The 19599-nt window shown below is 71.5% G+C and carries 17 protein-coding genes and 1 pseudogene; 11 read left to right on the top strand and 7 right to left on the bottom strand.

Going from position 1 to position 19599, the window contains the following annotated elements; genetic code table 11:
* Positions 1–9 precede the first annotated feature (9 nt).
* Positions 10–1470: an IucA/IucC family protein gene (locus OHU89_RS38515; RefSeq protein WP_405649563.1), complete on the bottom strand. Its 1461-nt coding sequence runs from the start codon at positions 1468–1470 to the stop codon at positions 10–12.
* Between the two features lie 86 nt (positions 1471–1556).
* On the opposite strand from OHU89_RS38515, the gene OHU89_RS38510 reads away from it, so the two are divergent.
* From OHU89_RS38510 to OHU89_RS38500, 3 genes are read left to right on the top strand one after another with little or no spacing between them, the layout of a single operon-like run.
* On the top strand, positions 1557–3071 hold the full coding sequence (locus OHU89_RS38510) for an IucA/IucC family protein (protein ID WP_405649562.1): 1515 nt from the start codon (positions 1557–1559) through the stop codon (positions 3069–3071).
* 16 nt (positions 3072–3087) lie between these two features.
* Positions 3088–4362 carry a VWA domain-containing protein gene (locus OHU89_RS38505; protein WP_405649561.1) on the top strand — a complete coding sequence of 425 codons (1275 nt, stop codon included), beginning with the start codon at positions 3088–3090 and terminating at the stop codon, positions 4360–4362.
* On the top strand, positions 4362–5165 hold the full coding sequence (locus tag OHU89_RS38500; RefSeq protein WP_405649560.1) for a hypothetical protein: 804 nt from the start codon (positions 4362–4364) through the stop codon (positions 5163–5165). The genes OHU89_RS38505 and OHU89_RS38500 overlap by 1 nt, the downstream gene beginning before the upstream one ends.
* A gap of 67 nt (positions 5166–5232) precedes the next feature.
* Here the strand turns inward: OHU89_RS38500 and OHU89_RS38495 are convergent, their stop codons facing one another.
* Positions 5233–5871 carry a winged helix-turn-helix transcriptional regulator gene (locus OHU89_RS38495; RefSeq protein WP_405649559.1) on the bottom strand — a complete coding sequence of 213 codons (639 nt, stop codon included), beginning with the start codon at positions 5869–5871 and terminating at the stop codon, positions 5233–5235.
* 87 nt (positions 5872–5958) lie between these two features.
* Between OHU89_RS38495 and OHU89_RS38490 the strand changes: the two genes are divergently transcribed.
* The 5 genes and pseudogenes from OHU89_RS38490 to OHU89_RS38470 all read left to right on the top strand — a co-directional run bounded on the left by OHU89_RS38490 (position 5959) and on the right by OHU89_RS38470 (position 10825).
* Entirely contained in the window at positions 5959–7167 is a 1209-nt protein-coding gene (locus tag OHU89_RS38490) for a pyridoxal phosphate-dependent aminotransferase (RefSeq protein ID WP_266886319.1), read from the top strand.
* Between the two features lie 65 nt (positions 7168–7232).
* Positions 7233–8387 (top strand): serine hydrolase domain-containing protein, encoded by a 1155-nt coding sequence (locus OHU89_RS38485; protein WP_405649558.1) that lies wholly within the window; start codon positions 7233–7235, stop codon positions 8385–8387.
* 32 nt (positions 8388–8419) lie between these two features.
* Positions 8420–9019 (top strand): histidine phosphatase family protein, encoded by a 600-nt coding sequence (locus tag OHU89_RS38480; RefSeq protein ID WP_405649557.1) that lies wholly within the window; start codon positions 8420–8422, stop codon positions 9017–9019.
* Between the two features lie 70 nt (positions 9020–9089).
* On the top strand, positions 9090–9722 hold the full coding sequence (locus tag OHU89_RS38475) for a hypothetical protein (protein ID WP_405649556.1): 633 nt from the start codon (positions 9090–9092) through the stop codon (positions 9720–9722).
* 31 nt (positions 9723–9753) lie between these two features.
* Positions 9754–10825, top strand: a pseudogene (locus tag OHU89_RS38470) (ABC transporter permease).
* A gap of 6 nt (positions 10826–10831) precedes the next feature.
* Here the strand turns inward: OHU89_RS38470 and OHU89_RS38465 are convergent.
* Positions 10832–11233 carry a helix-turn-helix domain-containing protein gene (locus tag OHU89_RS38465; protein ID WP_361541453.1) on the bottom strand — a complete coding sequence of 134 codons (402 nt, stop codon included), beginning with the start codon at positions 11231–11233 and terminating at the stop codon, positions 10832–10834.
* 92 nt (positions 11234–11325) lie between these two features.
* On the opposite strand from OHU89_RS38465, the gene OHU89_RS38460 reads away from it, so the two are divergent.
* Positions 11326–12771 (top strand): MFS transporter, encoded by a 1446-nt coding sequence (locus tag OHU89_RS38460; protein WP_405649555.1) that lies wholly within the window; start codon positions 11326–11328, stop codon positions 12769–12771.
* Positions 12772–12885: 114 nt separating this feature from the next.
* On the opposite strand, the gene OHU89_RS38455 is transcribed toward OHU89_RS38460, so the two are convergent.
* Complete coding sequence (locus tag OHU89_RS38455) at positions 12886–13740, bottom strand: SDR family oxidoreductase (RefSeq protein ID WP_405649554.1); 855 nt, start codon at positions 13738–13740, stop codon at positions 12886–12888.
* A gap of 95 nt (positions 13741–13835) precedes the next feature.
* On the opposite strand from OHU89_RS38455, the gene OHU89_RS38450 reads away from it, so the two are divergent.
* Both OHU89_RS38450 and OHU89_RS38445 read left to right on the top strand, forming a co-directional pair.
* Complete coding sequence (locus OHU89_RS38450; RefSeq protein ID WP_266886346.1) at positions 13836–14627, top strand: helix-turn-helix domain-containing protein; 792 nt, start codon at positions 13836–13838, stop codon at positions 14625–14627.
* Positions 14628–14756: 129 nt separating this feature from the next.
* A complete protein-coding gene (locus OHU89_RS38445; protein ID WP_405649553.1) occupies positions 14757–15566 on the top strand; it encodes a chitosanase in 810 nt (269 codons plus the stop codon).
* Here OHU89_RS38445 and OHU89_RS38440 read toward each other — a convergent pair.
* From OHU89_RS38440 to pucL, 3 genes are all read right to left on the bottom strand, one after another.
* Positions 15563–16930, bottom strand: a complete 1368-nt coding sequence (locus OHU89_RS38440) for a nucleobase:cation symporter-2 family protein (protein WP_405649552.1) — start codon at positions 16928–16930, stop codon at positions 15563–15565. The two genes, OHU89_RS38445 and OHU89_RS38440, sit on opposite strands and share 4 nt — an antisense overlap.
* A 236-nt stretch (positions 16931–17166) precedes the next feature.
* On the bottom strand, positions 17167–18543 hold the full coding sequence (locus tag OHU89_RS38435; RefSeq protein ID WP_405649551.1) for an 8-oxoguanine deaminase: 1377 nt from the start codon (positions 18541–18543) through the stop codon (positions 17167–17169).
* A 129-nt stretch (positions 18544–18672) separates the two neighbouring features.
* A complete protein-coding gene (pucL, locus tag OHU89_RS38430; protein WP_266886354.1) occupies positions 18673–19596 on the bottom strand; it encodes a factor-independent urate hydroxylase in 924 nt (307 codons plus the stop codon).
* Positions 19597–19599 lie beyond the last annotated feature (3 nt).

The raw sequence follows: 19599 nt of genomic DNA, 5'->3' as shown, positions 1-19599 counted from the left end.
TAATTCAGATCAGGTGACGGCCAGCGGGTTCGACAGGGGCAGGTAGCGCGCGTCCGCGCCGTCGGCCCCGGTCCAGCGCAGCAGCAGGTTGGTCTTGCCGGGGAGGGTGGGCGAGGCGAGAAGGGCCCTGGTCTCCGGGAGGTCGTGGCGGGCCAGTTCGCGGCGGGCGGCGGGCCAGGGGTCGAGACCGGGGTGCCGCTCGGCCAGGACGGCCGCGACCTCGCACAGGTGGTTCACGACCAGCGTGTAGACCAGGCGCTCCCACCCGGCCGCCCGGTCCACGTCCGACAGCAGCTTCACTCCCTCCGCGTCCCGGAACAGCGCCTGGACGGGTGTTCCGTCGGCGTCGACGGCGACCAGCGTGTTCTGCAGATGTGCCTCGAGTACGACGCCGTGGTCGGCGAAGGCCGCGAGGGCGGGCGGTACGACGGCGCGCAGATACGCCTCCCACCAGGCCGCGCCTGTGGACGGGCTGCCCTCGAAGCCCTCCACGAGGCCCGCGGCGAGCAGTGGGGTGGCGCCGGTCCTGAGGTGGCCGTGAAAGCCGTCGCGGACCAGGACCGCCAGTTCCTCGAAGGCGAAGTCGGCGGTGCGGTAACCGCGGTCCGACAGCCAGGCCGCCGGTCCTCCGGCGAACGCGCGGGCCGCCGCCGTGTCGGTCGTGCGGAGTCTCAGCAGGTCGTGGCGCCACAGGCGGCGGATGTCGTTCGTGATGCGCACGTCCAGGCTGAACTTCAGGAACAGGTCGTGCTCGGGGGCGTACAGGGTCCGGATCGCGGCCGTGGGCCAGGCGTCGAAGCCGGTGGTGCCGAGGCGGATCAGACGGCCGTCGGCGAAGGCGTCCGAGAGGTCGACCAGGTCGAGCTGCCAGGGGTGGGCGGGCAGCAGCCGGTAGCCGGGCGGGGCCGCGCCGAGGGCGTCCAGGGCCGCGGTGTCGCCCTCGTCCACGACCGTGTCCTCGCGTACGCCGAGCAGCGTCAGCGGGAAGCGGACGTGCGCCTCGGGTGCGTACGGCAGCCAGCCGGCGGCCGGGCCGCCGCCGCGCGCCTTGGGGGCGGGGTGGTACGGGTGGCCGGTGAGCAGGGACTGCTCGGAGAGCAGGTACGGGTCCGAGGGCGGCGTGGCACGCGCGCGTGCGGCGAGGATCGCGGCCACCGCGTCCCGGCTGTCGATCATCTCGGCGGGCAGTTCGGGGTTGGACAGGCCGGTGTGACGGGTCAGTTCCTCGACGACGAGCTTCACCAGTTCGGTGTGGCCGATGCGCCGCCAGCGACCGCCGGTGTCCACCTCGGGGTCCGCGGGCCGCCGTTCGCCGCGCACTCGCAGCAGTCGGCCGCTCGGCAACCGGTGCGTGCGCAGTTCGCCGGGGCCCGGGAGCGGCTCGGCGACCTCGCGCAGCAGACAGTTGAGCAACGGCGCCGCGGCATGGGCGTCGGCGGCGGCCGGGGGAATGAGGTCCACGCGGTTCACTCGTTCTCTACGGGCGGGCGGAGACGATCAGTATCTATGTCGTCACCCCCGCCGTGACGTCCTACTCGTACCCGAGGAGCCAGCCCGTGCGCCATTCCCCCACCGCCGAGGCCGAGGTCGCCGAGGAGCTGGCCGAAGTGCGCCCCGACCTCGTGTCGCGGTACACGGCTCACCTCCCCGGCGCCCGCGCGGCCGTGTTGACCCGGCTGTGGCGGGCGTTGGCCCATGAGCCGCTGCCTTGGGTCACCCGTCGCGAACGCGGCCGGGACGCTCTGGTCCTGCGCCTTCGTGACGGACGCCGGCTCCAGGGGCCGCCCGCCGACCCGTACGCGACCGCCGCGTACGTCACCGTCGTCCACCTCGACGACCTGGCGTACGACGATCCGGCACGGCTGACGACCGACCTCTGCGTACCGCACGGCCCGGATCTGGCCGCCGAGCTCGGCCACAGCGTCGCCTCCATGGCACTGTCACGGGCCGGGCAGGAGAATACGTCGCACGAGTGGCCCGGGACCGACTGGGAGTGGGAGCAGCGGGTGGTCGACGGGCATCCGTACCACCCCAACTGCCGTTCCCGGCCCGGCTTCTCGGTGGCCGAGCAGCTGGCGTACGGGCCCGAGCACCGGCCGCCGGTCGCGTTGCGCCTGATGCCGGTCAGGGCGGAGGAGTGCCTGGTGACCGGCGGGTGGCCGGACGGGATGCGGGACGGGGAGCGGCTGTTGATCCCGGTGCATCCCTGGCAGGCGGCCCATGCGCTGAAGCGGGCGGGCGTCGAGGGGCCGGCCGCGCATCCGCTGATGTCCCTGCGCACGCTGGCCCTGGCCGACGGCGGTCCGCATGTGAAGACGGCCCTGAGCGCCCGGTTGACGTCCTCGGTGCGGGACATCTCCGTCTACTCGATCGGCCTGTCGGCGACCCTGTCGGCGTTCGCGGAGACGCTCACCGCGCACACGGACGGTCTGCTGCACTTCACCCGCACCCTGGGCGCCGCGACGGCCGGCTCCCCCGACCTGGCCGCCGTCCTGCGCGAATCGCCGCAGGTGTACGCCGGGAGCGGCGAGCGTGTCGTCCCGGTGGCCGCCCTCGCCACCACCGCGCTGCCCGAATCCCCGGCCTGGCTCGCGGAGTTCGCGCGGCTCGCGCTCACCGTGGGGCTGCGGCTGCTGGAGCTGGGTGTGGCTCTGGAGGCACACGGCCAGAACCTCCTGGTGGTGGTGTCCTCGACGGGCGCCCCGCTGCGGTTGGTCTATCGCGACCTGGCCGACATCCGGGTCAGCCCGGCACGGCTGGCGCGGCACGGGCTCCCGGTCCCGGAGTTGACGGGCCGGATCGTCACGGACGACGAAACCGCCCTGCGGCGCAAGCTGTTCGGGGCGCTGGTCGGCGGGGCCCTGGCGGGGACGGCGGGTTCGGGGACGGCGTTGGGCGCGGCGCTGGAGACCGTCGTGGGAGATCTTCCGCGCACGCCGGATCTGGTGGCGCTCCTCGAGAACCCGCTGCCCGCGAAGGCGTTGACGCTGATGAGGCTGTCATCGGGGACTCCTGGAGACCAGTGGGCGCAGCTGCCGAACCCGGCCCGTTTTGGAGTGCGGCACTCCTGATCAATAGGATCCGCCGATGATCACACGTAAACGGCTGGCGGCAGGAGTGTGCACCCTGCTCGCCGCCCTCACGGCCGGGATCGCCCTCCCGACCGGTGCGGCCGCCGGCGAACCCACGGGCGGGACCGCGCCCCAGGTCGACCTCGTCCTCGACGTGAGCGGCTCCATGCGGACGGCGGACATCGACGGCGGCACCCGGATGGCCGCGGCGAAGCAGGCCTTCAACGAGGTGCTGGACGCGACGCCCGAAGAGGTCCAGCTCGGCATCCGGACCCTCGGCGCCAACTACCCCGGCGACAACCAGAAGACGGGCTGCAAGGACACCGCGCAGCTCTATCCGGTCAGCACGCTGGACCGTACCGAGGCCAAGACGGCGGTGGCGACCCTCTCCCCCACCGGCTGGACGCCGATCGGTCCCGCGCTGCTGAAGGCCGCCGACGACTTCACCGAGGGCGCCGGTTCCAAGCGGATCGTCCTGATCAGCGACGGCGAGGACACCTGCGCCCCGCTCGACCCGTGCGAGGTGGCCCGCGAGATCGCCGCCAAGGGCATCGGTCTGACCATCGACACGCTCGGCCTGGTCCCGAACACCAAGATGCGGCAGCAGCTGAGCTGCATCGCGGAGGCGACCGGCGGTACGTACACCTCGGTGGAGCACACCGTGGAACTCACCGACAAGGTCAACCAGTTGGTGGACCGGGCGGCCGACCCGGTGGTGACGCCGGTGGCCACCGAGGGCGCCGCCGAGTGCGCGAAGGCGCCCACGCTGAAGTCCGGGCTCTACACGGACCGCGAGGAGTTCGGGCAGGAGCGCTGGTACCGCGTGGAGGTCTTCAACGGACAGGAGCTGCGTGCCTCGGTGAGTGTGGCGGCCGACCGGGCCGTGAACCCCGCCCACGGGGCACTGCTGCGGGCCGTCACCGTGCACGGCCGTGAGATCGTGCGCGGCGAGGCCGCCGGCAACGGGCGCACGGACGTCGTCTCCACCGGGCTGCGCTATCCGAAGCCCGAGCGGGACGACGACGACAGCGACAAGCCGGCCGCCGAAGTCGTCTGCCTCCAGGTCACCAACTCGTTCTCGGCCGCCTCCGGTGTGAAGACCACGCCCGGTCTGCCGCTCGAACTGACCGTGGACGTCGTGGACGCGCCCTCGGCCGCCGGCGACGTGGCCTCGTTCGGTCTCGGACGTGGCTGGTGGCTGCTCGGCGTACTGATCCTCACCGGCTTCCTCGCCGGTGTGCTCTGGGGCTGGCTGTCGCGCTGGCGGTTCGCGGTCTGGAGGACCAACTGATGAGGACCACACGCGTGTTGGGCGCCGCGGCGCTCATGCTCGGGCTGGCGGTCGCCCCCGCGGCGGCCGACTCGTCCCCCTCCCCTTCGGCTTCCGCCGACGACAGCGCCCCCACGTCGGCCGGTACGTCGTTCCGTACGGCGACCGAGATCGAGCAGGGCCAGGAGGCCACGGCGAGCGGCTCCACCGGCGACTACCAGTACTGGTCGTTCCCCGCGGACGCCGGACAGCGCCCCACCGTGAAGGCGACGGTGAAGCTGCCGAAGACGCATGCCGCGCAGACCTGGCAGGTCGACGTGTACGACGGACTGCGCCGCCGGCAGGCCTGCCAGTACGGCGCGCAGACCCGCACCGCCGCGGCGGACGCGGCCTCCGTGGAGCTGGCCTGTGTGCTGCGCACGGTCCGCGCCTGGTCGGAGCCGTGGGCGAACGACCCGCTGCCGGGGACGTACTACATCCGGCTGACGGCCGTCGATCTCAGCACGGCCGACCTCGGCCAGCCGGTCGACACCTCGGTCCAGGTCGACTCCAAGGACATCGGCGGTGCCGCGGCGGTGGACGGCTCCCTGGCCGAGCCGCTGGTGCCGGGCATCGCGGTCACGTCGGCGTCCGACGAGGAGACCTCGGAGTCGTCGGCCGTGCTGTCCGCCATCGAGCCCGAGGACGGCTGGTCCTCGGGCTGGTGGTCCGACCGCTGGGTGTGGACCGTGCTGGGCGGTGTGCTGGCCGCGCTCGCGGGGGTCGGCGGCTACGCCCTGACGCGCGGGGCGGGACGGCCGCGGCAGGTGCCGCCGGGCGCCTGACGGGACATCAAGAAGCCCTGGGAGAAGGCCCGCTGCTCAGTGCAGCGGGCCTTCTCGCATGTCTGTCTCATGCCTCCCGCAGGGCCTTCGCGAGCGCTCCGTCGCCGGTCACGTCGATACGTCCGTCCCGCACCGCGTCGGTCACGCTCACCTCTCCGCGACTGATCGCCGTACAGGTCGCCGTGTCCAGGACGAGCCGCGCGTCGGGCTCCCCGGGCGAGGGCCCGTCGCCGTAGACCGGCCCGTCCTCGGCGCCGACGTGCAGATGGAAGTGCCCTTCCTCCAGCCGGACTTCGACGAGCCCTGCGCCTTCTCCCCGGTCCCGCAGGGCGCGCAGCATCGGCAGCGCGAACCAGTGCGCCCGTACCGCGTCCGTGGGCCGCAGCTCTCCGAGTTCCGCCTCGCCCCACGCGCCCAGCGCCTGCAGCACGGGCAGCAACTCCCGTCCCCGAGGCGTGAGTTCGTAGACGTTCGCCGCTCCGGGCGGCGGCAGCCGGCGCCGGGTGGCCAGTCCGTCGCGCTCCATGTCCTTCAGCCGTGAGGCGAGTACGTCCGTGCTGACGCCCGGCAGATCCGCGTGCAGGTCCGAGTAGCGGCGCGGCCCGGCGAGCAGCTCGCGGACGATCAGCAGGGTCCAGCGGTCGCCGACGGTGTCGAGCGCACGCGCGGCGGAACAGTACTGGTCGTAGCTTCGGCGAGGTGACATGCGACGCAGTCTAGACAAGTCGTTGGACTTTCCAAGCCGCTACTTGGTAAAACCAAGCAACACAAGAAACCGGAGAGGCAGCAGCGCATGGAGTTCCGGCAGTCCAGCAAGCTCAGCGAGGTCTGTTACGAGATCCGCGGCCCGGTGATCGAGCACGCCAACGCGCTGGAGGAGGCAGGGCACAGCGTGCTGCGCCTCAACACCGGCAACCCGGCACTCTTCGGTTTCGAGGCGCCGGAGGAGATCGTCCAGGACATGATCCGGATGCTCCCGCAGGCACACGGCTACACGGACTCCAAGGGCGTCCTCTCCGCCCGCCGGGCGGTCGCGCAGCGCTACCAGACCCTGGGCCTGGAGATCGACGTCGACGACGTCTTCCTCGGCAACGGCGTCTCCGAGCTGATCTCGATGGCCGTGCAGGCGCTGATCGAGGACGGCGACCAAGTCCTCATCCCCGCCCCGGACTTCCCGCTCTGGACGGCGGTCACGACCCTCGCCGGCGGCAAGGCGGTCCACTATCTGTGCGACGAACAGGCCGACTGGTACCCGGACCTGGCCGACATGGAGTCGAAGATCACGGACCGAACCCGGGCCGTCGTGATCATCAACCCCAACAACCCCACGGGCTCGGTCTATCCGAAGGAGATCGTCGAGGGCATCCTCGACCTCGCCCGACGGCACGGGCTGATGGTCTTCGCCGACGAGATCTACGACCAGATCCTCTACGACGACGCCGTGCACCACTCGGCCGCGGCCCTCGCCCCCGACCTGGTCGTGCTGACCTTCTGCGGTCTGTCGAAGACATACCGCGTGGCCGGCTTCCGCTCGGGCTGGCTGGTGATCACGGGCCCCAAGCAGCACGCCAAGGACTATCTGGAGGGCCTGACCATGCTGGCCTCCATGCGGCTGTGCGCCAACGCCCCCGCCCAGTACGCCATCCAGGCCGCGCTCGGCGGCCGCCAGTCCATCCGCGAGCTGACCGTGCCGGGCGGGCGACTGTACGAACAGCGCAATGTGGCCTGGGAGAAGCTCAACGAGATCCCCGGGGTGTCGTGCGTGAAGCCCAAGGGCTCGCTGTACGCGTTCCCTCGGCTCGACCCCAAGGTGTACAAGATCCACGACGACGAGAAGTTCGTCCTGGACCTGCTGCTGCGGGAGAAGATCCAGGTGGTCCAGGGCACCGGCTTCAACTGGCCCACCCCCGACCACTTCCGCATTCTGACGCTCCCTCATGCCGATGACCTGGAGGCGGCGATCGGGCGGATCGGGCGGTTCCTGAGCGGGTACCGGCAGTAGGGAATGCCGGACATCCGCTTCCTGTTGATCGATTCCATACGGGACCGACGACTGGGGGAAGCGGGATGTCGTACGACGTGCAGGGCACCGTGGCCGACGGCTTCGAGGGCGTGCGCGAGGAGTTCGCCGCCTTCGTCGCCGAGGAGGCGCACGACCCGGGCGCACAGCTGGCGGCGTACGTGGGCGGCCGGCGGGTGGTCGACCTGTGGGCCGGGGAGGACATCAGCGGCTCCTCGCTGACCAGCCTGTACTCCATCACCAAGGGCGCCGCGCACCTCGTGGTCGCCCTGCTGGTGCAGGAGGGCGTGCTCGACCTGGACCGTGAAGTGGCCGCCTACTGGCCCGAGTTCGCGACCGAGGGCAAGGAACGGCTCACGCTGCGGGAGCTGTTGCAGCACCGGTCGGGTGTCGTCGGCGTGGACGGCGGGTTCACCACCGCGGAGTTGGCCGACGACCGGCTGAGCGCCGCGCGGCTGGCCGGGCAGAAGCCGCTGTGGGAGCCGGGGGCGGCCTACGGCTACCACGGCTTCGTGATCGGCGCGCTCACCGGAGAAGTGGTGCGGCGGGTCACCGGGCGGTCGATCCAGGAGCTGTACGAGGAGCGGATCCGGGCGCCGTACGGGATCGACTTCCACCTCGGGCTGCCCGAGGAGTTGGAGGCCCGGTGGCGGGAGGTGCTGCCGCTGGAGCCTACGGAGGAGCAGCTGGAGGCGCTGCTGGAGCGGGCGGCGGAGCCCGACAGCATCCGGGGCGTCTCCTTCAACATGAACGCGCCCGAGCCGACCGATCTGGTGGCCTTCGGCAACAGCCGTACCGTGCGCGCCCTCGGGCCCGCCTCCTCCGGCGGGGTGGGCAACGCGCGCGGGGTGGCCCGGATGTACGCCGCCGCGATCGGCACGGTGGACGGACGGGCGCCGCTGCTCACCCGGGAGACGGTCGCCGCGTTCGGGGGCCGGCGGACGCCGGGGACGGATCTGGTCACCGGGCAGTCGGGCCACTTCGGGCTCGGGTTCGAGTATCTGACCAGGCTGTACCCGTTCCTCGGGGAGGACACGATCGGGCACAGCGGCGCGACGGGCTCGCTCGGCTTCGCCGACCCCGGAAGCGGGGTGGCGTACGCCTACACGCGGCGCCGTTTCGCGTTCCCGTCCGGCGAGGGCGCATCCCCCGAGAACGGCCGTCTGGCCGAGTCCGTCGTGCGGGCCGCCCGCGCCGCATGACACCGTGCTGACAGGCATGGCAGGAGGACGGCGTGGGTGACCTGTTTCTCGTCCGGCACGGTGAGACCGAGTGGTCGCGGTCCGGACGGCACACCGGATGGACGGATGTGCCGCTGACCGAGCACGGGCGGGCGGAAGCACGTGGCCTGGTGCCGCTGATCCGCTCGCACCGGATCGGCGCGGCCTTCGTCAGCCCCCTCCAGCGGGCCCGCGAGACGGCACAGCTCATCGGGGTGCCCGACGCCCGCGTCGACGTCGACCTGCGGGAGTGGGACTACGGCGGCTACGAGGGGATCACCACCGTCGAGATCCAGCGCACCCGGCCGGACTGGTTCCTGTTCACGGACGGGGTCGCACCGGGGCCGCCGGACCGTCCCGGGGAGACACCGGAACAGGTCAGCGCCCGGGCCGACCGGGTCCTGGCCAAGGTGGACGCGGCCCTCGCCAACACGGAGGGCGTGGTGCTGCTGGTCGCCCACGGGCACTTCCTGCGGGTGCTGACGGCGCGGCGGCTCGGGTTGCCGCCGTCGCAGGGGGCGCTGTTCCAGCTGGCGACGGGGACGGTGTGCCGACTGGGCACGGAGCATGGGCGGCCGGTGGTGGCGGGGTGGAATGTCAGACCCCCGTCGTAGTCTTCGAGTGGGTTGATCGCCGCACGGTGATCGCCTGTCCCACCGGCCTGCCGACGGGAAGGAGCACGCCGTGACACGACCGCCGACCGCCGCACAGCGGCGTGTCATCGACGGCGCCGATCCCGTCACCGGACGGCTCAGGGGTACGGAGGCGCAGCTCGCGGCCCTGGTGAAGCACGGGCTCGCGTTCCGGCACCCCCGGCCGCCGCACGACCACTTCCTGACGCCGGCCGGACACCGGATCCGGGAAGCCGAACCGGCGGCGCCCCCACCGGAGCCCGAGGCGCCCTCGGCCGCCGGGGTGTTCGCCGCGCGCATCGGCGGGGAGGAGAATCCGCCGGCCGCCGGTGCGGCACGGGTGCGGGAGGTGCACAGCGCCTGGCAGGGGTTGTCGGAGCTGCGCCGGATGACGAACCCGGACGGGGCCACGGACCGGCCCTGCGGCTGGGAGCGCACGCATCTGGTGCAGGCCGCCGCGCTCGCCCTGGAGGCTGCCGGGCACCGTCCGGCGACCGGAGAGGGCGTCGAGGGATACCGGGTGCGCGTGACCCCGCAGCCCGAGGCGGTCGCCGTGCGCGAGCCGGACGCCGCCGCGCTCAGGGCCTGCGCGGCCACCCTGGAGGGGGCGGGCTGGCAGGTCGGCGAGTACACCGAGCCGCGAACCGGAGCCCGGTACCTGCTGGCCTCCCCGCGACGGGTGTAGGGCACCACAAGGAGCTGCGGCAGGTCCCGGACTGGCGGTGGTCGGCATCTCGTCGTCCTCCCGCGCAGGCCTTGACCGGGCGCTGGCGGCCCTCGGCACCAATCTGCTGACCGTCTCGCCCGGCAGCACGCTCACCGGCGACACGGCCCAGCTCCCCCTCACCGCGGAGGAGATGGTGGGCCGGATCGACGGCGTGGAGTCCGTGTCCGCTGTGGGCAAGGTGACCGACGCGAAGGTGTACCGCACGGACCGCATTCCCGAGGTGCAGACGAACGGCATCGCGGCCTACGCGGCCCGCACCTCGCTGCGTGGCGCCATCGGCGCCGACCTGGCGAGCGGTACCTGGCTGAACGCGGCCACCGCCCGCCACCCGGCCGTCGTGCTCGGCGCGACGGCGGCCGAGCGGCTCGGCGTCGGACGCGCGGGCCAGGACACCCAGGTCCTGGTGGGCGGCGTCTGGTTCACCGTCGTGGGCATTCTCGAACCGGCGCCGCTGGCACCCGAGTTGGACTCGGCCGCGCTGATCGGCTGGGCGGCGGCGCGCTCGGCGCTGGGCTTCGACGGGTACCCCACCACCGTCTACACCCGCTCGGAGGAGGCACGGGTGGAGGCGGTCCGGGATCTCCTGGGCGCCGCCGCCAACCCGGAGGCGCCGAGCGAGGTGCAGGTGTCACGGCCCTCGGACGCCCTGGCGGCACAGCGGGCGGCGGGCGAGGCGTTCACCGGCCTGCTGCTGGGTCTCGGCGCGGTGGCGCTGCTCGTCGGCGGGGTGGGCGTGGCCAACACGATGGTGATCTCGGTGCTGGAGCGCCGGGGTGAGATCGGGCTGCGCCGCTCGCTCGGGGCGACGCGCGGTCAGATCCGCACCCAGTTCCTCGCGGAATCCCTGCTGCTGTCCGCGCTCGGCGGCGCGGGCGGGGCCCTGCTGGGCCTGGCCGTGACCGCCGGATACGCCCTCTACCAGGGGTGGCCCACGGCCGTACCGCCGTGGGCCCTGGCGGGCGGGGTCGCGGCCACCCTGGTGATCGGTGGCCTGGCGGGCCCTGTACCCGGCGATCCGCGCGGCACGGCTGTCGCCCACGGAGGCACTGGCCACACCGTAGGAACGCCTATGCGTCGACCAGCTCCGGCTGGTGCTCGGTGTCGTAGGCGGCCCTCGACTCGGCGATGTAGACCCTGTTGCGCTCGGCCCAGTCGGTCAGGCGCTGCAGGGTCTCGTGCAACTCCCGGGCCGCCGTGGTGAGTTCGTACTCGACCTTGGGCGGGACCGTCGGGTGCACGGTACGGGTCACGAGTCCGTCGCGCTCCAGGTTGCGCAGCGTCAGGGTCAGCATGCGGCGGCTGATGCCCTCGATGCTGCGCTCCAACTCGGTGAAACGGATGGGCCCGTGGGCGGCGGCGACCAGGATCTGGACGCTCCATTTGCCGCTGACCCTGTCAAGAACTTCGCGGACGGGGCAGGCGTGCGCGTTCACTGCCTGGACGGTAACACCCGTGTTCCTCTGGGACATCGGACTGCCTCCTTACGGCCGGCCTCCATGGTCACCCACGATGAACCCCGTTACAAGTCGTGCACCAAGGGAAGACCGGAGGCAACGCCGCCATGACGGCCATCATCGAGTCCCGTAGCCGGACACCGCACCGAACACAGCGAACGTACTCCCGCTGGGCCTCCCTTGTCGTCCTGTGCGCGGGGACGCTGATGACGGTCCTGGACGGCAACATCGTCACGGTCGCCATGCCGGCCATCCAGAGCGACCTCGGCTTCTCGGCCCCGGGCCTGGCGTGGGTCGTCAACGCCTATCTCATCGCCTTCGGCGGGCTGTTGCTGCTCGTCGGCCGGCTCGGTGATCTCGTGGGCCGCAAACGGATGTTCACCGCGGGGCTCGCCGTGTTCACCGTGGCGTCCGTGCTGTGCGGGGTGGCGACCGAGCAGGGTGTGCTGATCGCGGCCCGTGCCCTGCAGGGCGTGGGTGGGGCGATGACCTCGGCCGTGGTCCTCGGCATGCTGGTCGCCCTGTTCCCCGAGCCGCGCGAACAGGCCCGTGCCATCGCGGTGTTCAGCGCGGTCGGCGCCGGCGGCGCTTCCCTCGGCACGTTCCTGGGCGGGGCGCTGACCGAGGTCCTGAACTGGCACTGGATCTTCCTGATCAACCTCCCCATCGGCATCGTCGCCCTGCTGGCGGCGTCCCGTGTCCTGGCCCCGGACAGCGGGGAGGGACTCGGCAAGGGTGCCGACTATCCCGGCGCGACGCTGGTCACGGGCGCCCTGATGCTCACGGTCTACGTCATCGTCGGAGCCGGTGACCGCGATCTGACCGCCACGCTCCTGCTGGCCGCCCTCGCCGTCACCCTCTTCGTGGCGTTCACCGTCCGTCAGGCGCGGACCGCCCGCCCGCTGCTGCGGCTGCGACTGTTCCGCTCCCGGGTGCTGAGCGGTGCGAACGCCGTGCAGATCCTGATGATCGCCACCATGTACGGCTTCCAGTTCATCGCCGCGCTCTACCTCCAACGCGTCCTGGGATACGGCGAGTTGGCCACCGGCACCGCGTTCCTGCCGGCGCCGATCGTGATCGGGGCGCTGATGCTCGGCCTGTCGGCGCGGACCATCGGGCGGTTCGGCGCGTACCGGGTGCTGCTCGCCGGGCTCGTCCTCATCGTCGCCGGCATGGCCCTGCTGAGCCGGGCACCCGTCGACGGCGCTTACGTCACCGACGTACTCCCGTCGCTGCTCCTGCTCGGCGCCGGGTTCGCCGCGGCGATGCCCGCGCTGACCGGGCTGGCCATGTCGGGGGCGCGGGAGGAGGACGCGGGGCTGGCGTCCGGACTGTTCAACACCACGCAGGTGGTGGGTGGTTCGCTGGGGCTGGCGGTGCTGTCGGTACTGGCGGCGAGCCGGACGGAGGGGCTGGTCGACGGCGGTACGGGGCGCCTCGCGGCGATGGCCGAGGGGTATCAGCTGGCGTTCGGGGTGGGGACGGGGATCGCGGTGGTGGCGTTGGGGCTGGCGGCGGGGGTGCTGCGACGCCACTCCGTTGGGGAACGGTGACCAACCTGCGGGCCGGTGGGGGCTGATCGCGCAGTTCCCCGCGCCCCTTAGGGGGCGCGGTTCCGCAGCCGGGGCCGGTGGCGGGCCCCCGCTGTCCGCCACCGCGCCATCCCGTCACCCTGCGGCGAACGCCTGCCGGTGGTCCTCGGCCCACTCCCGGTACGTCCGGGCCGCCCGCCCCAGCACCTCCGGCACATCCTCCGTGACGACCGCGTTGCCTCCCCCGCGCACGAAGGCCGTACCCGCCAGGATGCCCGCCGCCTGCGCCTCGTCGAAGCCCCACGCGGTGAGCAGGTGGTCGCGGGTCTCGTCCGGCGAGAGATCCCGGGTCGCGACCGGCCGGCCGAGGACCGAGGCCAGTACGGCGGCCTGGTCGGGGACGCTGATCGCCTCGGGGCCGGTCAGGGTGTACGTCCGCCCCGCGTGTCCGCCGTCGACGAGGATCCGCGCCGCGACCTCGGACACGTCTCGCGGATCGATCACCCCGGACAGCCCGTCACCGGTCATGTTCGGCACCGGCTCGCCCTGCCCGACGGCCTGCGCCCAGCTCAGCGTGTTCGAGGCGAAGGACGAGGGCCGCAGGATCGTCCACTCGGTGCCGCTGTCCCGCACCGCCTGCTCACCGGGCACATGCCAGGCGCCGGACGGACCGACCTCGGGATCGCCCGTCCCGATCGCGGAGAGCTTCACCAGCCGGTGGACGCCCGCCGCAGCCGCGGCCTCCACCAGCGCCTGGTCGTGCCGTGAGCCCGGACCGGGCGCGCCCAGCAGGAACGCGGCCGTCACACCCGCCGTCGCGCCCTCCAGGGAGCCGGGGTCGAGGTAGTCCCCGCGCACCACCTCCACCCCCGGCGGCACCTGAGCTTTCTCCGGGTCGCGGGTCAGGGCGCGGACCTTCTCGCCGCGCGCCGCGAGCTGTCGTACGAGTTCACTGCCGATGGTGCCCGTGGCACCGGTAACGAGGATCATGTCCCCACCGTGCGCCGGACAGGGGCCCGGGCTCTTGGAAATTCCGGCACGGTTCGCCCGCCCTCCGGGCCGTGCGGCTCGTCTACGGTGAAGGGGTGACGAACTCCCGCGCCGAGCAGGCCCTTGCGATGCCCGAGGCACTGCGTCCCTGGATCACCGGGATCAGCACCGTGGCCGCCGTCGGCCCGCCCGAGGAGTCGTTCGTCCATCTCCCGGACGTCGGCACGAAGATCGTCGTACGCGTGGGAGTGAGCGGGCACCGTGACGTCATCGCCGTCGGTCCTCGGGTCCGGGCTTCGTACCACGACGGCAAGGCCCTGGCCTCCTGCGTGGAGATGCGCCTCGCTCCCGGAACGGCCCGCCCCCTACTGGGTGTTCCGGCGGTCGCGCTGGTGGGGAAGGTCGTTCCGCTGGACGAACTGCCGAGCAGCACCGCACGCGAACTCGGCCGTGATCTGCGCTGGTTGGCGCCCGAGCAGACGGCGGCCCATCTGGCGGACGTGCTGCCGGACCGGCTCACCAGGACGTCCGACCGCGCCGAGCTGGTGCGGGCCGGGGTCGACGCGATGTCCGTGCGGATCGGCCGCACCCCTGGGCAGGTCAGCCAGGTGGCCCGCGAACTGGCCGTCAGCGAGCGCCAGTTGCGCAACCTCTTCGCGGAGGGGGTGGGCCTGTCCCCCAAGCACTACGCCCGCATCAATCGCGTGCACGCGGTCCTCACCCACGCCACGACAGCTCCCTGGGCCGAACTCGCCACCGCCACCGGCTACTACGACCAGTCGCACATGACATCCGACTTCCGCGACCTCATGGGCGTCCCGCCCCGCTCGTACTTCACCGGCCGGCTCCCCGCGGCCACCCCCTGCCAGGCGAATCCGCGCCCCTGAATTGGGATGCGAACCTCATGGCACGGGCCGGACAGCAACTCACAGTGACTTGCCAAGGGCACCCCACGGCTTTCCCAAGTCGGCGCGCGACTCTCGACTGCCGCTCACAGCGTCTGCCTTGGAGAACACGTGCCCTTCCCGTCCGGAAAAGCCGCCCGTCGTACCGTGCTCGCCGCCCTCGGGACGGCGGTGTTGAGCACTCAGTGGCCCTCCGCGCAGGCCGCGGACTCGACCGGGCTCGACGACCCGGAGAAGAAGGAGCTCGCGATGCGGCTGGTGTCCAGCGCGGAGAACTCCTCCCTGGACTGGAAGGCGCAGTACAGGTACATCGAGGACATCGGGGACGGCCGTGGCTACACGGGCGGCGTCATCGGCTTCTGCTCCGGGACGAGCGACATGCTCGCGCTGGTCGAGCTGTACACCGAGAGGGACGCGGACAACCCGCTGGCCGGCTATCTGTCGGCGCTGCGGGCGGTGGACGGCAGCGACTCGCACGAGGGGCTGGATCCGGGCTTCCCCACCGCCTGGCGCAAGGCGGCGAAGGCGGCCGCCTTCCGCGAGGCCCAACGCGACGAGCGGGACCGCGTCTACTTCGATCCGGCGGTCGCGCGTGCCAAGAAGGACGGTCTCGGCACGCTCGGCCAGTTCGTCTACTACGACGCGATGGTCATGCACGGTCCCGGCACCGACAGCCTCAGCTTCGGCGGCATCCGCAAGCGGGCCAGGAGTAACGCCGACACCCCTGCGGACGGCGGCGGTGAGAAGACGTATCTGCACGCCTTCCTGGACGCCCGGGTGTGGGCGATGCGGCAGGAGGCCGCCCACAGCGACGTGAGCCGGGTCGAGACCGCCCAACGGGTCTTCCTCGAGAAGGGCAATCTCGACCTGGCCACACCGCTCAAGTGGAAGGTGTACGGGGACAGTTACACGATCGGCTAGTGCGCCGCCGCGATCTCCTCGCCGGCTTCCATCGGGTGCGTGACGTCCTGCGCGTCGCGCTGTCTGCCGAGGTGGTTGAAGAGCAGGTTGAGCACCACCGCGGCCACGCAGCCCGTCGAGATCCCCGAGTCGAGCACGATCTTCGCCGTCTCGGGGAACGCGTGGTAGAACTCCGGCGCCGTGATCGGGATGATCCCGACGGCGAGCGAGACGGCCACGATCAGGACGTTGTTGTCCTTGTCCAGACCGGCCCGGACCAGGGTCTGGATGCCGCTCGCCGCGACCGATCCGAACAGGACCACGCCCGCGCCTCCGAGCACCGGACGTGGTACGACGGCGATGAGCGAGGCGGCCATCGGGCACAGGCCCATCAGCACCAGGAAGGCGCCGCCGGTGGCGACGACGTACCGGCTGCGGATCCTCGTCATCGCGACCAGGCCGATGTTCTGGGCGAAGGCGCTGCACATGAAGCCGTTGAAGAGCGGGCTGACGGCCGAGCCGAGGGTGTCGGCGCGCAGACCCGCCGCGATGGTCTTCTCATCGGCCGGGCGGTCGACGATCTCGCCCAACGCCAGCATGTCCGCGGTCGATTCGGTCATCGAGACCACCATCACCACGATCATCGACACGATCGCGGCGACCTGGAACTGCGGGGCGCCGAAGTGGAACGGCGTCGGGAACCCGACCACGTCCGCGTCCGCGACCGGGCCGAAGTCGGTGACTCCGAAGGGGATCGCGACCAGGGTGCCGATCACCAGGCCGAGCAGGACGGCGATCTGCTTGACGAAGCCCCGGGTGAAGCGGCGCAGGAGCAGGACGATCACCAGCGTCGCACCCGCGAGACCCAGATAGGTGGTCGAACCGTAGTCGTCCGCCGCAGGGTTGGGCCCTTGCGCCCAGCCGAAGGCGACCGGCAGCAGGGACACGCCTATGAGCGTGATGACCGTCCCCGTGACGACGGGCGGGAAGAAGCGGACCGCCTTGCTGAAGAAGGGGGCGGCCAGGAAGCCGAGGAGACCGGCGACGATCACCGCGCCGAAGATGACCGGCAGCGCGTCGGACTTGTCGTCGGTGGACGCCACGATCGCGGTCATCGGGGCCACGCCGGCGAAGGTGACGCCGTTGACGAAGGGCAGCCGGGCACCGATCTTCCAGATGCCCAGGGTCTGCAGGAAGGTGGCGAGGCCGGCGGTGAAGAGACAGGCGCCGGTCAGGAAGGTGAGTTCGGTGCCGGACAGGCCGATGGCCGCGCCGACGATCAGGGGCGGGGCGACGACTCCGGCGTACATGGCGGCCACGTGTTGGAGGCCAGTGGTGGCCATTTTGAGTGCGGGGAGCTTTTCGTCCACGGGGTGGGCGGTCACGGCGGTTCCTCCGGGTCAGCTAACACGTCGGCTCTGACGTGGGTTTCTTGGAGGTGGTGCGCGGTCGTGCGGGACCGGAGGACGGGTGCATGGGGATGCACGGAGACCGTTCCGGGGCGCGCGCGTGTGGCGCGCACCCCGGAGACGGCCGCCATGAACCCCGCTCGGGTTCACGGCTGCCGGCCAGGAGCCGTCCCTCCCGGCCGGAGTTCACAGGCCGTACTTCAGTACGGTGTTCAGTGACCGGCGATCTTCGCCAGGCGCTGCGCCTGCTCCCGCGTGGAGCGCGCGATCGCGTCCTCGTCGACGTGCAGCAGACGGTTGTTCTCGACGATCTGGCGGCCGTTGACGAAGGAGGCCGTGACCGGGGCGGCCGCACCGAAGACCAGCGCGGTGACCGGGTCGGCGATGGAGGCGTGGGCGAGGGTGTCCAGCTTCCACAGCACCAGGTCGGCGAGCTTGCCCGGCTCCAGGGAGCCGATCTGGCCCCCGCGCCCCAGGACCTGGGCGCCGCCGAACGTGCCCAGGCGCAGGGCCTGGCGGGCGTTCAGGGCGGCCTCGCGGTGGGCTCCGAGGCGGTTGATGAGCAGCGCGTTGCGCAGCTCGGTGTGCAGCTCGCCCGACTCGTTGGAGGCGGTGCCGTCGACACCGAGGCCGACCGGGACGCCGGCCTTCAGCATGTCCGGGACCCGTGCGATACCGGCGGCCAGACGGGCGTTCGACGAAGGGCAGTGGGCCACGCCCGTCTTGGTCCGGGCGAACGCGGCGATGTCGGAGTCGTTCATGTGGACGCAGTGCGCCATCCACACGTCCTCGCCGAGCCAGCCGGTGGACTCGAAGTAGTCGGTCGGCCCCATGCCGAACAGTTCCTTGCAGAACTGCTCCTCCTCGACGGTCTCCGAACCGTGGGTGTGCAGGCGCACGCCCAGACGGCGGGCCAACTCGGCACCGTCACGCAGGAGTTCGGTGGAGACCGAGAACGGCGAGCAGGGGGCCACGGCCACCTGGGTCATGGCGTCGAAGGAGGAGTCGTGGTGCTCCTTCACGGTCGCCTCGGTCGCGGCGAGGGCACCTTCGAGGGTCTCGACGGCGAAGTCCGGGGGCAGGCCGCCGTCCTTCTCGCTGCGGTCCATGGAGCCGCGGGCGAGGGTGAAGCGGACGCCCATCTCACGGGCGGCGCGGATGATCGCGCCGGACAGGTCGCCGGAGTCCCTGGGGAAGACGTAGTGGTGGTCCATGGCGGTGGTGACGCCGCCGCGGGCCATCATGCCGAGCGAACCCTGGGCCGCCGAGTAGCACATCTGCTCGTCGATGCGCGCCCACGTCGGGTACAGCGCGACGAGCCAGTCGAAGAGGTTGTGGTCGGTGGCCAGGCCCCGGGTGATCCACTGGTAGAAGTGGTGGTGCGTGTTGACCAGACCCGGGGTCACGAGATGACCGGAGGCGTCGATACGGCGTACGACGTTCTCCAGGCCCTCGGGGGCCCTGCCCGCGCCGAGCGCCTCGATGCGGTTGTCGGCGATGACGACGTATCCGCTCGCGTACTCGGTGTCGTCGGCGTCGACGGTCGCGATCGAACAGTTCTCGATGACGATGCGCTGGGCTGCTGCCATGGTTCGCCCCTTTGTCCTGAGGGTGTGCTGATGTGGAGTGGGCACGGCAGGACCCCGGGAGTTTGAGTGCCGCGGCCGGGGAGCCCGGAAGAGCTCGCCCCGCCGGCCGCGGGTGCCGATGTCGGGTTGCTACAGGTTGGTGAGGTCCACCGGGATCTTCGGCTCGCAGCCGTCCCGCAGGATCGTCGCCTCGATCAGGCCGTAGGGCCGGTCGGCGGCGAAGTACACCTCGTTGTCGTTCTTGAGCCCGAACGGCTCCAGGTCCACGAGGAAGTGGTGCTTGTTCGGGAGCGAGAAGCGCACCTCGTCGATCTCGCTGCGGTTGTTGATGATCCGCGAACCCATCTGGTACAGGGTCTGCTGGAGCGAGAGCGAGTAGGTCTCGGCGAAGGCCTGGAGCATGTGCTTCCTGGTCTGCTCGTAGGACTTCTCCCAGTTGGGCATCCGCTGCTCGTCGTCGGTCCAGTTGAACCGCCAGCGGCTGGAGACCTGGGTGGCCAGGATGCGGTCGTACGCCTCCTGGAGCGTCGTGTACTTGTCCTTGACGTAGCCCCAGAACTCGGAGTTGGTCGAGTTCATCACGACGAGGTCCTTGAGGCCGGAGACGACCTCCCACTTCTCACCGTCGTAGGTGATCTGCGTGACCCGGGTCTCCTGGCCCTTGCGGACGAAGGAGTGCTTGACCTCGTCCGCGCCGATGAACTGCGAGTTGGCGTCGGAGGCGGCGATGCGCTCCCAGGCGTACTCCTCGATGCGGATCCGCGCGACCTTGATCGGTTCCTGCGACGTCACGAAGTGGCGCGCGAGGTGGATGCCGAACTGTTCGGCCGACTCGATGCCGTGCTCCTTGGCGAACGCGTACACCGTGTTCTTGGTGGTGTCGGTCGGCAGGACGTGGGCGTTGGAGCCGGAGTAGTGGACCTCGTCCATGTCGCCGGAGAGCGCGACCGAGACGTTGAGGTCCTTGATGTGATGGGTGGCGCCGTCCCGCGTGATCTTTACGACTCGGTTCTCGGCCTTGCCGTACTGGTTCTGTCCCAGGATCGTGGGCATTTA

It is taken from the genome of Streptomyces sp. NBC_00019, assembly GCF_045041015.1.
Taxonomy (GTDB): domain Bacteria; phylum Actinomycetota; class Actinomycetes; order Streptomycetales; family Streptomycetaceae; genus Streptomyces.
The sequence above is the reverse complement of the archived record's forward strand: the minus strand, read 5'-3'. Positions and strand labels throughout refer to the sequence as shown.

Bases quoted from the DNA above. Each gene is read 5' to 3' on its own strand.
- OHU89_RS38465 (WP_361541453.1), bottom strand. From the start codon at position 11,233: ATGTCCCAGAGGAACACGGGTGTTACCGTCCAGGCAGTGAACGCGCAC.
- OHU89_RS38435 (WP_405649551.1), bottom strand. From the start codon at position 18,543: ATGGCAGCAGCCCAGCGCATCGTCATCGAGAACTGTTCGATCGCGACC.
- OHU89_RS38455 (WP_405649554.1), bottom strand. From the start codon at position 13,740: ATGATCCTCGTTACCGGTGCCACGGGCACCATCGGCAGTGAACTCGTA.
- pucL (WP_266886354.1), bottom strand. From the start codon at position 19,596: ATGCCCACGATCCTGGGACAGAACCAGTACGGCAAGGCCGAGAACCGA.
- OHU89_RS38500 (WP_405649560.1), top strand. From the start codon at position 4,362: ATGAGGACCACACGCGTGTTGGGCGCCGCGGCGCTCATGCTCGGGCTG.
- OHU89_RS38485 (WP_405649558.1), top strand. From the start codon at position 7,233: ATGTCGTACGACGTGCAGGGCACCGTGGCCGACGGCTTCGAGGGCGTG.
- OHU89_RS38460 (WP_405649555.1), top strand. From the start codon at position 11,326: ATGACGGCCATCATCGAGTCCCGTAGCCGGACACCGCACCGAACACAG.
- OHU89_RS38495 (WP_405649559.1), bottom strand. From the start codon at position 5,871: ATGTCACCTCGCCGAAGCTACGACCAGTACTGTTCCGCCGCGCGTGCG.
- OHU89_RS38505 (WP_405649561.1), top strand. From the start codon at position 3,088: ATGATCACACGTAAACGGCTGGCGGCAGGAGTGTGCACCCTGCTCGCC.
- OHU89_RS38490 (WP_266886319.1), top strand. From the start codon at position 5,959: ATGGAGTTCCGGCAGTCCAGCAAGCTCAGCGAGGTCTGTTACGAGATC.